The 15,978-nt window shown below is 73.7% G+C and carries 10 protein-coding genes; 2 read left to right on the top strand and 8 right to left on the bottom strand.

Annotation, left to right across the window (positions count from 1 at the left end; all coding sequences use genetic code 11):
* Positions 1–2: 2 nt before the first annotated feature.
* Genes murD through AC29IT_RS25980 form a run of 4 tightly spaced genes read right to left on the bottom strand, consistent with a single transcriptional unit; the run spans position 3 to position 5,634 of the window.
* Positions 3–1,397, bottom strand: coding sequence for a UDP-N-acetylmuramoyl-L-alanine--D-glutamate ligase (murD, locus tag AC29IT_RS25995; protein WP_488220418.1), 1,395 nt, complete (start codon positions 1,395–1,397; stop codon positions 3–5).
* Positions 1,398–1,439: 42 nt separating this feature from the next.
* Positions 1,440–2,516, bottom strand: coding sequence for a phospho-N-acetylmuramoyl-pentapeptide-transferase (gene mraY / locus AC29IT_RS25990; protein WP_224959306.1), 1,077 nt, complete (start codon positions 2,514–2,516; stop codon positions 1,440–1,442).
* Positions 2,513–4,027 (bottom strand): UDP-N-acetylmuramoyl-tripeptide--D-alanyl-D-alanine ligase, encoded by a 1,515-nt coding sequence (locus AC29IT_RS25985; protein ID WP_488220417.1) that lies wholly within the window; start codon positions 4,025–4,027, stop codon positions 2,513–2,515. The genes mraY and AC29IT_RS25985 overlap by 4 nt, the downstream gene beginning before the upstream one ends.
* Positions 4,024–5,634: a UDP-N-acetylmuramoyl-L-alanyl-D-glutamate--2,6-diaminopimelate ligase gene (locus tag AC29IT_RS25980; protein ID WP_358435986.1), complete on the bottom strand. Its 1,611-nt coding sequence runs from the start codon at positions 5,632–5,634 to the stop codon at positions 4,024–4,026. Before AC29IT_RS25980 ends, AC29IT_RS25985 begins: the two co-directional genes overlap by 4 nt.
* Positions 5,635–6,544: 910 nt before the next feature.
* Here AC29IT_RS25980 and AC29IT_RS25975 point away from each other — a divergent pair.
* Together AC29IT_RS25975 and eccCb are read left to right on the top strand one after the other, a co-directional pair.
* Positions 6,545–6,910 carry a hypothetical protein gene (locus AC29IT_RS25975; protein WP_358435983.1) on the top strand — a complete coding sequence of 122 codons (366 nt, stop codon included), beginning with the start codon at positions 6,545–6,547 and terminating at the stop codon, positions 6,908–6,910.
* Between the two features lie 6 nt (positions 6,911–6,916).
* On the top strand, positions 6,917–11,209 hold the full coding sequence (gene eccCb, locus AC29IT_RS25970) for a type VII secretion protein EccCb (RefSeq protein ID WP_488220416.1): 4,293 nt from the start codon (positions 6,917–6,919) through the stop codon (positions 11,207–11,209).
* A 21-nt stretch (positions 11,210–11,230) separates the two neighbouring features.
* On the opposite strand, the gene AC29IT_RS25965 is transcribed toward eccCb, so the two are convergent.
* The 4 genes from AC29IT_RS25965 to mraZ all read right to left on the bottom strand — a co-directional run bounded on the left by AC29IT_RS25965 (position 11,231) and on the right by mraZ (position 15,655).
* Positions 11,231–13,072, bottom strand: coding sequence for a peptidoglycan D,D-transpeptidase FtsI family protein (locus AC29IT_RS25965; RefSeq protein WP_488220415.1), 1,842 nt, complete (start codon positions 13,070–13,072; stop codon positions 11,231–11,233).
* The gene (gene ftsL / locus AC29IT_RS25960) at positions 13,072–13,896 is read right to left on the bottom strand and encodes a cell division protein FtsL (RefSeq protein ID WP_488220414.1); all 825 of its coding nucleotides are present in this window, start codon (positions 13,894–13,896) and stop codon (positions 13,072–13,074) included. The genes AC29IT_RS25965 and ftsL overlap by 1 nt, the downstream gene beginning before the upstream one ends.
* Positions 13,893–14,885: a 16S rRNA (cytosine(1402)-N(4))-methyltransferase RsmH gene (rsmH, locus tag AC29IT_RS25955; protein WP_488220413.1), complete on the bottom strand. Its 993-nt coding sequence runs from the start codon at positions 14,883–14,885 to the stop codon at positions 13,893–13,895. The genes ftsL and rsmH overlap by 4 nt, the downstream gene beginning before the upstream one ends.
* A 338-nt stretch (positions 14,886–15,223) precedes the next feature.
* A complete protein-coding gene (gene mraZ, locus AC29IT_RS25950; RefSeq protein WP_488220412.1) occupies positions 15,224–15,655 on the bottom strand; it encodes a division/cell wall cluster transcriptional repressor MraZ in 432 nt (143 codons plus the stop codon).
* Positions 15,656–15,978: the final 323 nt, after the last annotated feature.

The raw sequence follows: 15,978 nt of genomic DNA, 5'->3' as shown, positions 1-15,978 counted from the left end.
ACTCACCCGCCGGTGGCGGGCTCGGCGGCGGGCAGGGCCCGCACGGCGTCGGCGAAGGCCCGGCCCCGGTGCGCGTAGTCGGTGAACATGTCCATGGAGGCGGCGGCGGGGGCGAGCAGCACCGCGGTGCCGGGGGCGGCGTGCGCGGCGGCCCTGGTGACGGCCTGGGACATGCCCGCATCGTCTCCCGCGGAGACCTCGTCGACGGGCACGTGCGGGGCGTGTCGGGCGAGCGCTTCGGCGAACGCGGCGCGGTCGCGGCCGATGAGCACGACGGCGGCGAGGCGCCCGGCGTTGCGCGCGACGAGTTCCTCGACGTCGGCGCCCTTGAGCAGCCCGCCCGCGATCCACACGACGCGGTCGTGGGCGCGCAGCGCGGCGTCGGCGGCGTGCGGGTTGGTGGCCTTGGAGTCGTCGACCCAGGTGGTGCCGCCGGTCTCGGCGACGACGACGGAGCGGTGCGCGCCGGGTTCGAAGGCGCGCAGGCCGCGGGCGACGGCGTCGGCGGGCACGCCGTGCGCGCGGGCGAGCGCGGCGGCGGCGAGCGCGTTGGCGAGGTTGTGCGGTCCGCCGGGGCGCACGTCGGCGACGTCGGCGAGCACTTCCCCGGCGGGGTCGGCGGCGAAGGCCCGGTCGAGCAGGGCGCCGCCCGCGATGCCGAGCTGGCCGGGTCCGGGCTCGCCGAGGGTGAAGGACACGGGCCTGCCCGCGCCGGTGGCGAGCCGGGTGGACCACTCGTCGTCCGCGTTGTGCACCGCGACGACGTTGCCCGCGTACACCTTGGCCTTGGCGGCGCCGTAGGCGTCGAGGGTGCCGTGCCAGTCGAGGTGGTCGTCGGCGAGGTTGAGCACGACCCCGGCCTCGGCGGCCAGCGATCGGGACCAGTGCAGCTGGAAGCTGGACAGCTCGACGGCGAGCACCCGGTGCCCGGCGCGCACCGCGTCCACGACGGGCAGCCCGACGTTGCCGCAGGCGACGACGTCGAGCTCGGCGGCGCGCAGCACCGATTCGAGCATGGTGACGGTGGTGGTCTTGCCGTTCGTGCCGGTGACGGCGAGCCAGTGGGCGGGTTCGGGCCGCGCCCGGTCGAGCCACCAGGCGAGCTCGACCTCGCCGATGATCTCGATGTCCGCGGCCGCGGCCGCGGCCAGCAGCGGGGTGCCGGGCCGCCAGCCGGGACTGGTGACGACGAGGTCGGTCCCGGCGGGCGGTTCGAGCAACCCGGGCAGGAGCCGCCCGCCGACGGCGCGGACGGAGTCGAGCGCGGCGAGCCGTTCTTCGGACGCGTCGGTGACGGTGACTTCGGCACCGGCTGCCAGCAGCGCCTCGGCCGCCGAGCGGCCGGACACCCCGGCACCCGCGACCAGCACGCGCCGGTCCCGCAACGTTCGGGTCACCGCTCTCTCCTCTCCTGCCTGCGGCGGGGGCCGCCGGGTTCGTCAGCCGCCGTAGAGGCTGAGCCAGTCCGCGTAGAACAGTCCGACGCCGAACAGGCAGCTGATCCCGGCCAGCACCCAGAATCTGATGATCACCGTGGTTTCCGCCCACCCGGCGAGTTCGAAGTGGTGGTGGAACGGTGCCATCCGGAAGAGCCTGCGCCGGGTGCTGCGGAACACGACGATCTGCAGCACGACGGAGAGGGCCTCCACCACGAACAGCCCACCGATGATGATCATCAGCAGTTCGGTGCGGGTGACCATGCTCAGCCCGGCGACGAGGCCGCCGAGCGCGAGCGAACCGGTGTCACCCATGAAGATCTTCGCAGGTGCCGCGTTCCACCACAGGAACCCGATGCACGCCGACATGGCGGCCGCCGCGACGATCGCGATGTCCAGCGGGTCGCGCACCGTGTAGCAGGCGGGCCCGGAGCCGCCCCCGCCGGTGCAGTCGTAGCGCAGCTGCCAGAACGAGATCAGCACGTAGGTGGCCAGCACCATCGCCGCGGTACCGCCCGCGAGGCCGTCCATGCCGTCGGTGAAGTTGACCGCGTTGGACCAGCCGCTGATCGCCACGTACGCGAAGATCACGAACCCGATGGCGCCGAACGACACGATGCTGATGTCGCGGATGAACGACAGGTGCTCGGAGGCCGGGGTGATGCCGTTGTCGTCGGGGAACCGCATCGCGAGGATCGCGAACAGCACGGCGGCGACGAGCTGGCCGACGAGCTTCGCGGTCTTGTTCAGGCCGAGGTTGCGCTGCTTGCGGATCTTGATGAAGTCGTCGAGGAAGCCGACGATGCCCAGCGCGGTGGTCAGCCCCAGCACCAGCAGCCCGGAGACCGTGGGGCCCTCTTCGGCGACCGTGAGGTGGGTGATCAGGTAGCCGGCCCACATGGCGACGAGGATCGCCATCCCGCCCATGGTGGGCGTGCCGCGCTTGGCGGCGTGGGACTTCTGCACCTCTTCGCGGATCTCCTGGCCGAAGCCCTGCTTGGAGAAGATCCGTATCAGGTACGGGGTGAACAGGATGGAGATGACCAGCGCCACCGCGGCGGCGACGAGGATGCTCTTCACGCTTGACCCCCGGCTCGTTCGGTGGCGGATCGATCGGTGACCTGCTCGGTCAGCTGTTCGGCGACGCGCCACAGCGCGGCGACCTTGGACGCCTTGGCGAGCACGACGTCACCGGGACGCAGCTCGTCGCGCAGCAGCGCGACGGCGGCATCGACATCCGGCACCAGAACCGACTCCTCTCCCCATGACCCTTCCAGCGAGGCACCCTGGTGCATCGCCCGTGCCTGGTCACCGACCACCACGAGGCGGTCGATGTTGAGCCGGACGGCGAGCCGCCCGATCTCGTCGTGCGCGGCGACCTCGGCATCGCCGAGTTCGCCCATGACTCCGAGCACCGCCCAGGCGCGGCCCGGCTTCCCCCTGGTCATCGAGGCGAGCGTCTTGAGCGCCGCGCGCACCGATTCGGGGTTGGCGTTGTAGGCGTCGTTGATGACGGTGACGCCGCCGGAGGTCTCGGTGACCTCCATGCGCCGCGCGGAGACGCGCCGCACCGAGCCGAGCCGCGCGGCGGCCTCCTCGACGCTCGCGCCGAGCTCCATGGCGATGGCGGCGGCGGTGAGCGCGTTGCCGATGTGGTGCTCGCCGTGCAGCGGCAGCCGCACCCGCGCGGAACCGGTGGCGGTGCGGAGGGTGAACTCGGCGCGCGCCTGCTCGTCGAGCTCGATGTCCTCGGCGCGCACGTCGGCGGCCGGGCTCTGCCCGACGCGGACGACGCGGGCCGTGGTGCGCTCGGCCATCGCGGCGACCAGCGGGTCGTCGGCGTTGAGCACGGCGACCCCGCCGTCGGCCGCGGCGGGCAGCGCTTCGACGAGTTCGCCCTTGGTCTGCGCGACGGCCTCCTGCGAGCCGAACTCGCCGAGGTGGGCGCTGCCGACGTTGAGCACGGCGCCGATCCGCGGCGGGGCGACCTCGCAGAGCGCGGCGATGTGGCCGCGGCCGCGGGCGGAGAGCTCCAGCACGAGGTGCCGGGTGTACTCGTCGGCGCGCAGCGCGGTCCAGGGGTGCCCGAGCTCGTTGTTGAACGAGCCGGGCGGTGCCACGGTCGGTCCCGCCGGTTCGAGGACCTGCGCGATGAGGTCCTTCGTCGAGGTCTTGCCGGACGAGCCGGTGACCCCGATGACGGTGAGCTCGGGCAGCCCGTCCACCACGGCGCGGGCCAGCCGCGCGAGGGCGGCGAGCACGGCGGCGCCGCTGCCGTCGGTGTCCCCGGCGAGGGCCATGGCCCGGCTGGGGTGGTGCTCGGACAGCTCCGGGACGACCACGGTCGGGATCGGGTCGTCGGCGGTGGACACTTCGCGCGCGGCGAGAACGCCGGCGGCTCCGTCCGCGATGGCGCGGGCGGCGAAGTCGTGCCCGTCGACGCGTTCACCGGGGACCGCGACGAACAGGCCGCCCGGTCCGATCTTCCGCGAGTCGAACTCGACGGAGCCGGTCACGACCTCGGTGCCGTCCGCGTGGTGGAGCCTGCCGCCGACCGCTTCCGCGATGTCAGCCAGGCTGAGCCGGATCACCTTGCCTCCTCGTTGCCGCCCCGGCCACCGGCCGGGGGCGTGGGTTCCCCCGTGTTCTGCGTTCCCCCACTGCCATCCCCGAGCCGGGCGCTGCCGGTGTCGAGCCTGCGCCGCAGCGCGGCGGCCACCTCGTCCCGGTCGGAGAACGGGTGCACGACCCCGGCGACCTCTTGGCCGGTCTCGTGCCCCTTGCCCGCGATGACGACGACGTCGCCCGCGCGGGCCCGGTGCACCGCTTCGGCGATGGCTTCGCGCCGATCGCCCGCTTCGATCACCTCGCCGCGTTCGGCTTCGGGGACCTCCAGCGCCCCGGCGAGCATGGCGGCGCGGATGTCGGCGGCGCTCTCGCTGCGCGGGTTGTCGTCGGTCACCACCAGCAGGTCGGAGCGGCGCGCTGCCGCCTCGCCCATCAGCGGCCGCTTCGCCACGTCCCGGTCCCCGCCGCAGCCGAGCACGACGAGCACCCGGCCGCCCCCGTTGAGCACCTGGGCGCGGGCCGCGTCGAGCACCGCGGCGACGGCGCCGGGCTTGTGCGAGTAGTCCACCACGGCGGTGAAGTCCTGCCCGAGGGCGACCCGCTCCATCCGGCCGGGCACGTCCACTTCGGCCAGTCCGCGTTCGATGGCGTCGGCGGGGATGCCGGCGGCGGTGAGCACGCCGGCGGCCAGCAGCGCGTTGGCGATGTTGAACGGTCCCGGCAGCCGCAGCCGCACGTCGAGCGTCCGGTCCGGGCCGTGCGCGCGGAAGCGCTGCTCGCCGGTCGGGAAGGTCTCGACGTCGCCCGCGGTCCAGCTCGCGTCGCCGGTGGTGGACGCGGTGATGGTGTCGGCGGTGACGAGCCGCCGCCCCCACTCGCCGTCCACGCACACCACTTCGCGCTCGGAGCGGCCGTCGAACAGCAGTGCCTTCGCCTGGAAGTAGTCCTCCAGGTCGCGGTGGAAGTCCAGGTGGTCCTGCGAGAGGTTGGTGAACGCGCCGACGGCGAACCGGGTGCCGCCGACGCGGCCCAGCGCGAGGGCGTGGCTGGAGACCTCCATCGGCACGTGCGTGACGCCCTGCTCGACCATGACGGCCAGCAGCGCCTGCAGGTCGGGTGCTTCGGGCGTGGTGAAGGCGCTGTCGAGGCGTTCTCCGGCGATGCGGGTCTCGACGGTGCCGACCAGCCCGGTGGTGTGCCCGGCGGCGCGCAGCGCGGACTCCAGCAGGTAGCTGGTGGTGGTCTTCCCGGACGTGCCGGTGACCCCGAGGATGGTGAGCTTCTGGGACGGATCGCCGTAGATGCGGGCGGCCGCGGAGCCGAGCACGCCGCGCGGGTCCTCGTGCACCAGCAGCGCCACCTCGCCGGCCCGCACCCGCGGGTGGTCGAGCAGCGCGGCGCGGTCCACGCCCGCCTGGTCGGTGAGCACCGCGGTGGCGCCCGCGGTGAGGGCGTCGGCGGCGAAGTCGGCTCCGTGCACCCGGGTTCCGGGCAGCGCGGCGAACAGATCGCCGGCGCGCACGTGCTGAGCTCGCAGCGTCGCTCCGGTCACCACCCCTTCACCAGGGGCGTGACCAGGGATGTCGATGACCCGCGCACCGATCGTCTCGGCGAGCTGGTGGATCTGCACCGGCTCGACGAGAGCAGGTCGAGGCGGGGCTGTCGCGAGCGCGGAAGGCACGTCGCGCAAGGCTACCGGTACCACCTGACGGGTCATGCTCATGGTCACCTCTGCACACACCGCGTTTCGGGACTGGGCCGTTCGGAGCACGCCGCCGCACCGGCCCGGCGTCCAGTAGAACGCCTCGGGCGCGTGCGCGTCGGTGAGCCGCCCCGTACCGCGCGGCCGGGTGGTGTCCGGTGCCCCGGATCGGGGTCCGCGGCGGGCGGCCCGCCATTCGCGCGGAATTGCCGCCCGAATGGCGCGGGGGAATTGCGGAGAAGCGGCGGCGCGCATCCCGCACGGGTTTCTCCCGGGTCCCGCCCCGGTGCGGTGCGATTCGGCCCGGCGGCGCGCGCGAACCGGCGATCAGGCTCCCTGACCTGCACCGGGGCGGGCGCGGCGGACCGCGAAGCGTTCCGCGCGGCGTCGATCGTGCCGCGCAGAAAAAGCGAATCCTCTTCACATGCCCGAGCACCTACTTGCGGCCGGGGCCGTTCGCTGGCGGGCACTGGTCCGTCTCGTGCAACTTCCGCCGGATCGTGGTGCGCACCGGCGGCCGTCGATTAGCGTTCCTACTGCCAGGTCGGTGATTCCGCGGATTTCGGCGGATCGGTGGAAGAACGACTCGGGCGGGGGATGGCTGCGGCCTGAGCACCGCCGGAGCGGCGACGCAGCGGGTGCCGTCGCCTTCGGTTCTCGACGATCCAACCGGGTCCTGCGGCCCGCGCATCCCCGGCCTGAGCCGTCCGGACGTGCACGAGCCGTGGCGCGAGCGGCCCGTGCACGTCCGGGAACGCGCATCCCCCGAAAATCCCGCGCCCCGCGGTGGGCGACTGCTATACCGGTGTGATCACCGCAGCGCTGGAGCGGAGATCGCATGCCTGAAATCCGTCTCGCCCTGGAAGCCCCGGACTCGACTCCCGAACGGCTCGACCGCGCCACCCGCGCGCTGCACGACAACCTGCGCCGGGTGCGCGGCCTATCGGTGCACCGCCCCCGCGAAGAACCCCCGCCGGACGGGCGCGGCGGCGGGGCGCTGCTCGCCGAGCTCGTCCTCGGCGGGGCGCTGACGACGAGTTCGGTCGCCGCGGTCTCCGCCGTGCTCACCGGCTGGGTCGACTTCGGCCGGAACCGCGCGATCACGCTGCGGTGCGACGACGTGCTGCACCGCATCGAGGCCGACGCCGCGGAGGCGGAGCTCGAAGCGGTGCTGGGCCGGCTGCACGACGAGAACGGCGGGTGATGCGCGGTGGGCAGATACGCCCTGCTGGTGGCGACCTCGAGGTACTTCGGGCCGGGCTTGCGCGACCTGCACACCGTGGAGGAGGCGGACGAACTCCGGACGCTGCTCGCCGACCGCGAGCTCGGCCACTACGACACCGCGCACATCGTGATCAACGGGACGAAGGCGGAGATCGAACGGCGCGTCGAAACCCTCTTCCAGGACCGGGACGACACCGACCTGGTGCTGCTGTACATCGCCGGGCACGGCATCAAGAACGACGACAACCAGCTGTTCTTCGCCGCCACCGACACCGACGTGCGACTGCCGTACTCGACGGCGGTGCCCGCGGAGGTGGTGCACCGGATCGCCACGGAATCGCAGGCCGGGTCGGCGGCGATCCTGCTGGACTGCTGCTACAGCGGCGTGTTCAACAACGGTTCGGCGCACCGGGCGGGCGAACCGGTGAACGTGACCGAGCTGCTCGGATCCGGGCTGTTCACGATGACCGCCACCAACGCGATCGAGTACGCCTACGAGCGCCGGATCACCTCCGACGAGGGATCCCGGCCCGGCACCCGGTTCACCGCGGCGATCATCGAGGCGATGCGGTCCGGCACCCCCGACCTGGACGGCGACGGGAAGCTGACGTTCAACGAGCTGTACAAGTTCGTGAGCGACGAGGTGACCAAGTACGGCAAGCAGACGCCCGGCCGCGGCGGGACCCAGTACGGGGACATGCCGTTCTCCCGGGTCCGCGGCGCGCCGTCCCGGCAGCCCGCCCGTGCGCCGCTGCGGATCACCGAACTCCTCGCCGAACGCGCGGACGACGCCCCGCCGACGATGCCGGTGCCGATCGGGCGCACCGACGAGACGAACCGCGGCCCCGGCCGGATAGTCGACCTGGACGTGTTCCGGACCAGCGAGCACGTCGCGGTGGTGGGCCACATCCGGTCCGGCAAGTCGACGCTGCTGCACACCTTGATCATCGGGTTGACCGCCACGTTCGGCGCCGACCAGCTCCAGTTCAAGTGCCTGGACGGCGGCGGCGCGCTCGGCGCGCTCCCCCAGGTGTCCTCGGCGGGCCACACCCCCGAGGCCGTGGCGGAGCTGCTGGGCCAGGTCGCGGCGCTCATCGAAGAGCGGCGCGACCTGTTCCCGACCGGCATCGGCACCATCGAGAAGTACCGCAGGCTGCGCCGGGAACGACCGGACCTGCTGCCGGACGGCGACCACTCCGAGACGTTCCTGATCATCGACGGCTGGGCGTGGTTCGCCGAGCGGGTGCCGGGCCTGGCGGACGCGGTGGTGCGGATCGCCGACGACGGCCCGAAGTTCGGCGTGCACGTCCTGGTCACCGCCCGCCGCTGGTCCGAGCTGCCCGCCGAGCTGCTGGACCTGATACGGGGGCGGATCGAACTGCCCTTGGCGGACCCGGCGGAATCGAGGAACCCGGAGCTGTCGGCGCAGCTGCCGGCCACCGGCTGGGCGCTGCACGAGGACCGGAAGTTCCAGGTCGCCCAGCCGTGGTCCGACGAAGCCGAAGGTGCCATCACCGAGCTGAGCCCCGCGCCGGTCGACGCCGCCGGCGCACCGGCGGAACCCGACCCACCGGCGCCGGCGCCCGCACCGGCTTCGACTCCGGCCCTGGCTTCGGTTTCGGATCAGGTTTCGGCTTCGGCTTCGGCTTCGGCTTCGGCTTCGGCTTCGGCTTCGGATCAGGCTTCGGTTTCGACTCCGGCTCTGGCTCCGGCCCCGGCGCCGACCACCGCCCTGTTCCCGCTGCTGACCGGCCGGGACGTCACCGAGTTCGATCCCGCCGTGGCTTGGCAGCCGGGCCCGGTGGCGGAGCGCTACCGGGCGACGATCGGCTTCGGCTGCGACGAGGACGACGGCGCGGTCGCGGTCCTCGACCTGAAGGAGGCCGCCCACGGCGGCATGGGACCGCACGGGCTGTGCCTCGGCGCGGCGGGCGCCGGCAAGTCCGAGCTCCTGCGGACCGCGGTGCTGTCGCTGCTGGCCACGCACTCCCCCGAAGAGCTCACCGTGGTGCTCGTCGAGCACGCGGGCGGCGCCGCGTTCGGCTCCTTCCGGGACGCGCCGCACGTCGCGGCCCTGGTCCCCGCCGCGATCGAGGACCCGGAACAGCTGGACCGGTTGTGCGAGGCGCTGGCCGGGGAGATCCAGCACCGGCAGACCAGCCTCGACAAGGTGCGCACGCGGACCGTGTGGGAGTACCGGGGCCTGCGGGTGGAGCAGGACTCCGGGGTCGACCAGGACCTGCCGCCGATGCCGATGCTGCTCGTGGTGATCGACGGGGCCGACGAGCTGGCGCGCCGGTCCCCCGAGCTGCTCGAGCTGCTCCGGACCATCGGGAAGGTCGGGCGGTCGCTGCAGGTGCAACTGCTGCTGGCGGCTCGCGACCCGGACGCGGACCTGATCGGCGGCGAGCCGACCTACCGCGTCGAGCTCCACGGCTCCGCCGGACGGCCGACCGGCGCTCCGGAAACCGCGGACCCGCCCCGCAGCGGCGACCTGCACCATCCCGGCGGGACCGTGCGCTTCCGCCCGGCCTGCGCGTCGGAGCGGAAGCACGGCGACCGCGGCCCGGACTCCCCGACCGAGCTGGAATTCGCGGTGCGGCGGATGCGCGGCACCGGCCCGACGGCCCGGCGGATCCTGACACCGCCGCTGCGGGAACCACCCGCGCTGGAGCAGCTGCTGCCACCACCGGCGACGCGGGCCGACGAACCGCGGCTGTGCGCGTCGATCGGCATGGCGGACCTGCCGTTCGAGCACCAGCAGCGCCCCGCGCAGGTCGACCTCTCCGGCGGCTCCGGGCACGTCGGGATCGTCGGCGAGGCGGGTTCCGGGAAGTCCGTCGCCGTCCGCACCCTGCTGCTGTCGCTCGCCCTGACCCACACCCCGCGGGAGGTGCAGTTCTACTGCATCGACCTGGGCGGTGGCGAGCTGCACGACCTGCGGAAGCTGCCGCACGTGGGCGCCGTGTCGGGGCGGCACGAGCCGGACGTGCTGCGCGGCACGATCGCGGAGCTGCGCACCCTGCTGGCGTGGCGGGAGGCCCGGTTCATCGAGCGCGGCATCGATTCGATGGCCGGCTACCGCGATCGGCGGCGGCGCGGCGAGAACCCGGACGACGACCGATACGGCGACGTGTTCCTGATCATCGACGGGTGGACCGCGCTGCAGCGCGAGTTCGACGGCGTGGACCGGGACGTGGTCGACCTCGCCTCCCAGGGCCGGGAGTTCGGGCTGCACGTGGTGGTCACCGCGCACCGCTGGCCGGAGATCCGCCCGGCGCTCAAGAAGCTGCTGGGCACGCGGCTGGAGCTGCGGCTGGCCGATCCGGCGGAATCCGAGATCTCCCCGGAGGCCGCCGCCCGAGTCCCGCAGGACCTCCCGGGGCGCGGGCTGCACCCGACGAAGCGGCACATGTTCACCGCGCTGCCGCACCCGGTGGGCGACGGTTCCGCGGCCGCGGTCGCCGCGCTGCGCGCCCGGTTGCGCGACACCTGGCCCGGCATGCGGGCCCCGCGGGTGCGGCTGCTGCCGACGATGCTGCCGTACGACCGGTTGCCCGCACCGGAGGAGCAGCCGCGTCCGTCGATGGTGCCGATCGGGGTGAACGAGCACGGCATGGACCCCGTCTACCTGGACTTCCGGGCCGACCCGCACTTCTACGCCTTCGGCGAGCCCCAGTCCGGCCGGACCTCGCTGCTGCGGACAGTGCTGCGCGGCATCACCACCCGCTACTCACCGCAGGAGGCCGCGGTGGTGCTGGTGGACCTGCGGCGCTCGCTGCTCGGGTTCCTGCGCACCGAGCACTCGAAGGAGCACGCGGTCAACCTCGACCAGGTGCGCGCGGTGGTGCGGGAGCTGGTGGTCACGTTGCGCACGCGGCGGCCCGGCCCGGACCTCCCCCGGGAGCAGCTGCGCAACCGGTCCTGGTGGACGGGTCCGGAGCTGTTCGTGGTGGTCGACGACTACGAGCTGCTGTGCGCTGCCGGGGAGAACCCGTTGGCACCGCTGGCCGAGTTCGTCGCGCAGTCCGCCGAGCTGGGCCTGCACCTGGTGCTCACGCGCGCTGCGGCCGGGGCGGGCGAGGACCAGGACCCGCTGCTCACGGCGCTGCGCGCGGGCGGAGCCCCTGGTCTGCTGCTGAGCGCCGACGAACGCGAGGGCGAGCTGATCGGCACGGCGGCCGTGACGAGCCTGCCGCCGGGCCGCGGCACCCTGGTCAGCAGGGCGTCGCGCGGCGGGCGGCAGTTCGTGCAGACCGCGCACATCCGGGCGGATTGACCGCCGGTCAGGCCGCGGCCGTCACCGCACCTGCAGGGTCTGCACCGGGGCAGGCCCGGACGACAGCGGGATCTTGTACCGCTGCGTCAGGTAGGCGGCGACGTCGTGGAACAGCGGTGCCGCGGAGGCCCCGCCGCCCGGCGCGTCCAGCATCAGCGCCACCACGAACCGCGGGTTGTCCGAGGGGACGATGCCGGTGAAGGTGATCCAGTAGGTGTCGTTGCTGTAGCACTTGCAGTCCGGATCGATCTGCTGCGCGGTGCCGGTCTTGCCGGAGATCTGGTAGCCGTCCAGCGCGGCCGCCTTGCCGGTGCCCTGCTGCTGCGGCGCGTCCTGCACGACGGCGCGCATCATGTCCCGCACCGTGGTCGCGGTCTCCGGGCTGACGACCCGCACGCCTTCCGGCCGCGGCCGCGGCACCCGCACGCCGTCCGGCCCGGTCTCCGCGGCGATCACGCGGGGCGGCATCCGCACGCCGTCGTTGGCGATCGCCTGGTACATCCCGGCCATCTGCAGCACGGTCATCGACAGGCCCTGCCCGATGGGCAGGTTCGCGAAGGTGCTGCCGGACCAGTCCTCGCGGGCGGGCACGAACCCGGCGCTCTCCCCGGGCAGTCCGATGCCGGTGGTCTCGCCGAGCCCGAACTTGTGCACCAGGTCGTTGAACCGGTCCTCCCCGAGCCGTTGCGCGGTCATCAGGGTGCCGACGTTGGAGGACTTGCCGAGCACGCCGGTGAAGGTGAGCGGGATGGTGCCGTGCGCCCACGCGTCGCCGACGGTCCGGTCCGCGACCTTGATCTTGCCGGGCACCTGCAGCACGGTCTCCGGGCGCACCAGCCCGTCCTCGATGGCCCCGGCCGCGGTGATCACCTTGTTCACCGAGCCGGGTTCGAACGGGTTGGTCACCGCCGGGTTGCCGAGTCCGTCGGGTCCCCACGCGGGCGCGTTCGGGTCGAAGGACTTGTCGTTGGCCAGCGCGTACACCTCGCCGGTGTGCGCGTCGAGCACGGCGGCGCTGGCGCTGCGCGCCCCGGTCTTGGTCGCGTAGTCGGACAGCTTGTTCTGCACCATGTACTGCAGGTCGGAGTCCAGCGTGAGTTCCACGTCGGATCCGGGGATGGCCGGTTCCAGCTCCCGTTCGGTGCCGGGGATGACCAGGTCGCTGCCCATCGCCGTGTCGGAGACCTTCTTGCCGTCGGTCCCGGCGAGCAGCTTGTCCAGCGAGCTCTCCAGCCCGAGCCTGCCTTCGATCTTGCGCGCGTCCTGGCTCCACCGGGCGCCGCCGAGCACGTTCGCGCCGTTCTCCCCGGCCGGGTATTCGCGGGTGGCGCGGTACTCCTGGCCGATCTGCGAGTACTTCTCGGTGATCTTCCGGGCGAGCGCGGGCTCGATCAGCGGCCCGATGGTCGTGTAGGTGGTGTCGGCGAACAGCGCGGCGAGCACGTCCTGCTCGTGGACCCGGGGGCCGAGGGTCTGGGTGATGTACCGGGCGATCTCCCGCTTGTACTGGTCGGCGGTGGGTTCGCTCGGGTCTTCGGCGTGCGCCTTGTCCTGCTCTTCAGCGAGCCGCCGCGGTGTCGCGTACAGCTGGCGGGCTTCGCTGCTGAACGCGAGCACGTTCCCGCTGCGGTCGGTGAACGAGCCGCGCTCGGCGGGGATCGAGTCGCTGGTGGTGCGCTGCCGGGCCGCGGCCGCGGACAGCTGCTGCGCGTCGAAGCCCTGCACCAGGATCAGTTTGGTGCCGGTGAGCACCAGCGCCAGCACCAGTAACAACCGGCCGATGCGCAACCGCCTGCCGCTGCCGGCCACGTCGGTGCGCGCGGTCCGCTTTCCCTTCGCGGCCCGCGTCCCCCTGCGGACCATCAGTCGCCCTCCACCGCCGGGACGGCCGCGGCCTGCCGCTGCGCCGGGTCCGGCTGCGGCGCGCCCTGCTCGACGGACGGGTTCGGCGCCGCGGGCGGCTCCGGTGCGTCCGCGGGCGCGGGTGGCTGCGGTGCGGGCGGCTGCGGTGCGGGCGGGGCGGGCGGGCCGCTGGCCTGCTGCGGTTCACCGACCACGTTGATCGAGCCGTCCGGGCTCACCACCAGGTGGGCGGGCGGCCCGGGTGGTGGCACCATGCCGAGCTCGGTGGCCTTGCGCTGCAGCGCGGGCGTCGAGTCGATGTTGCTGACCTCGCGGAGCAGCTGCTCCCGGTGCTCGTTGAGCGCGGTGACGTCCTGCTCGACCTGCTGCAACCGGTAGGAGCCGCCGACGGCGGCGATCGACAGCGACAGCGTCGCCACCAGCCCGACACCGAGCACCGCCATCACGGCGACGACGAGCGGGACGCGGGAGGTCGCGACCTTCGCCTGCAGCTGCCGGGCGCGCGGGCGCACCGCGGCGAGCCGCCACTGCCGCGGCTGGCGCTGCTCGGCGGCTTGGCGCTGGCGGCGGGGCCTGCGCTCGGCGGGTTCCCGCGTGGTGCGGTCCCGGCGTTCTTCGCGGCGCGCGTAGGCGCGCTCGGCGGCGGCGGACCGGCCGCGCGGGGTCTTCTTCTGCGTCTTGGTCTGCGGCGTCTTCGCGGTGGTCGACTTGGCCGTCGTCGACTTGGCGGTCGTCGACTGCGCCTTCCGCTTCGCCGGGTCCTTCTTCTTCGCGGCGGAGCCGGTGCGCGATGCAGCCGTCTTGGCGCGTGCGGGTGCCGTCATGCCGACTCCTTGATCCGTTCGGCGGCGCGCAGCCGCACCGAGGCGGCCCGCGGGTTGTCCGCTCGTTCCTGTTCACCGGCGAGTTCGGCGCCGCGGGTGAGCAGCCGCAGTTCGGGGCCGTGCCCGGGCAGTTCCACCGGCAGGTCGACCGGGGTGCGCGAAGTGGCGCGCTCGCCCAGGCCGCGCTTGACGATCCGGTCCTCCAGCGAGTGGTAGGCGAGCACCACGATCCGCCCGCCGACGGCGAGCGAGTCGAGCGCGGCGGGCAGCGCCCGGCCGAGCACGTCCAGCTCGGCGTTGACCTCGATCCGCAGCGCTTGGAAGGTGCGCTTGGCCGGGTGCCCGCCGGTGCGGCGGCTGGCCGCGGGGACGGTGTCGTAGAGCAGCTGGACCAGGCGGTCGCTGTCGACGAAGGGTTCCTTCGCCCGTTCCCGCGCGATCGCCCCGGCGATCTTCGAGGCGAACCGCTCCTCGCCGTACTGGCGCAGGATGCGCGCCAGTTCGCCGGGCGGGTAGGTGTTGAGCACGTCGGCGGCGGTGCGCTCGGCGCCCGGGTCCATCCGCATGTCCAGCGGCGCGTCCTGCGCGTAGGCGAAGCCGCGGTCGGCTTCGTCGAGCTGCAGCGAGGACACGCCGAGGTCGAACAGCGCCCCGTCCACCGCGGGCAGCCCGAGGTCGTCGAGCACCTCGGCCCACTCGTCGTAGACGGCGTGCACCAGGTGCAGCCGGTTCCGGTAGGCGGCGAGCCGCTCCCCCGCGAGCCGCAGCGCCTGCGGGTCCCGGTCCAGCCCGACCAGGGTGAGTTCGGGGTGCGCGCGCAGCAGCGCCTCGGCGTGGCCACCCATGCCGAGCGTCGCGTCGACCACGACCGCCGGGCCGCGGTCCAGCGCGGGCGCCAGCAGCTCCAGCGTCCGGTCCAGCGCGACCGGCACGTGCCTGTCGCGGGCGGAACCCCCGCCGGTGTCCCCCGGCACGTCGTTCGCCGCCACGGCGGTCCCTCCCTCCCGCGAACCGTTCACGGTCACCGCAACCCTTCGTCCCGGCCGCGGGTTCGCCCCCGGCCTGGTCCTCCCGCCCTCCCCGGCGGGTCGTGCCACCCGTCCCGGCTCCCGGCCGGTACGAGCCGGGCCGGTGCGCGCACCGGCCCGATCACCACCGCCGCGCTCCCGGAGCACGACGGCCATAGTTGTCCATTGTGGACGATGCCCGTCCGTCGAGATCCACCGCGCCCGGTGGCCCCAGGTCCCAGTCCGCTCCGGATGTTCTGGCGCCGGGGAAGGTGCACCAGGACACGTGAGCGGACCGAGGCCTCACGCCACCGGGATGGCTAGAAGATCCCGGGCAGGACCTCCTCCCGGGCCTGCGCGTAGCTCTCCTCGTGCGCGTCGAGGTAGTTCTGCCAGCTCGCGGAGTTCCAGATCTCCAGCCGGTTGATCGCGCCGATGACCACGCAGTCCTTCTCCAGGCCCGCGTAGCGGCGCAGCTCGGCGGTGATCGGGATCCGGCCCTGCCCGTCCGGGCGCTGCTCATCGGTGCCCGCGAACAGGTACCGCTGGTAGGCGCGGACGGACTCGTTGGTCAGCGGGGCCTCGGCGACCTTGCGGGCCATCTGCTCGAACTCGGCGCGCGGGAAGACGTACAGGCAGTGGTCCTGTCCTTTGGTGACCATCAGCCCCCCTGCCAGTGCGTCCCGGTACTTCGCCGGCAGCGTCAGACGCCCTTTGTCGTCGAGCTTGGGGTTGTGGGTGCCGAGGAACATCCCGGTCCACCTCCCCCTCCCGGACCGCTCCGGTCCGACGACTCCCGTCCCGCCGGGAGACCGGCGCTGCCGACCACCCCGCACTCCCCGGAGCCGGGCGGAGCCCCCGTCTGCCCCACCGAGCGCCACAGTACCCCACTCCACTCCACCGTCAACCTGGAACGCCGTGGGCGCCCCCCCCCCGCGGGGGGGGGGTTGGGCCCCGGCGCGGCCCGGCAGGCAATCCCGCGCCGGGGGGGGGGGGGGGGGGGCCCCCGCGCCCGGGCGGCCGGCCGCGGCCGGCGCCCGTCCCCCGCGCGGCCCGCCGCGCCGCGCGCGGGGGG

This window comes from Saccharopolyspora sp. MMCC62, from assembly GCF_057736575.1.
Note: the sequence above shows the minus strand (reverse complement) of the source record. Positions and strands in the feature narration are given on the sequence as shown.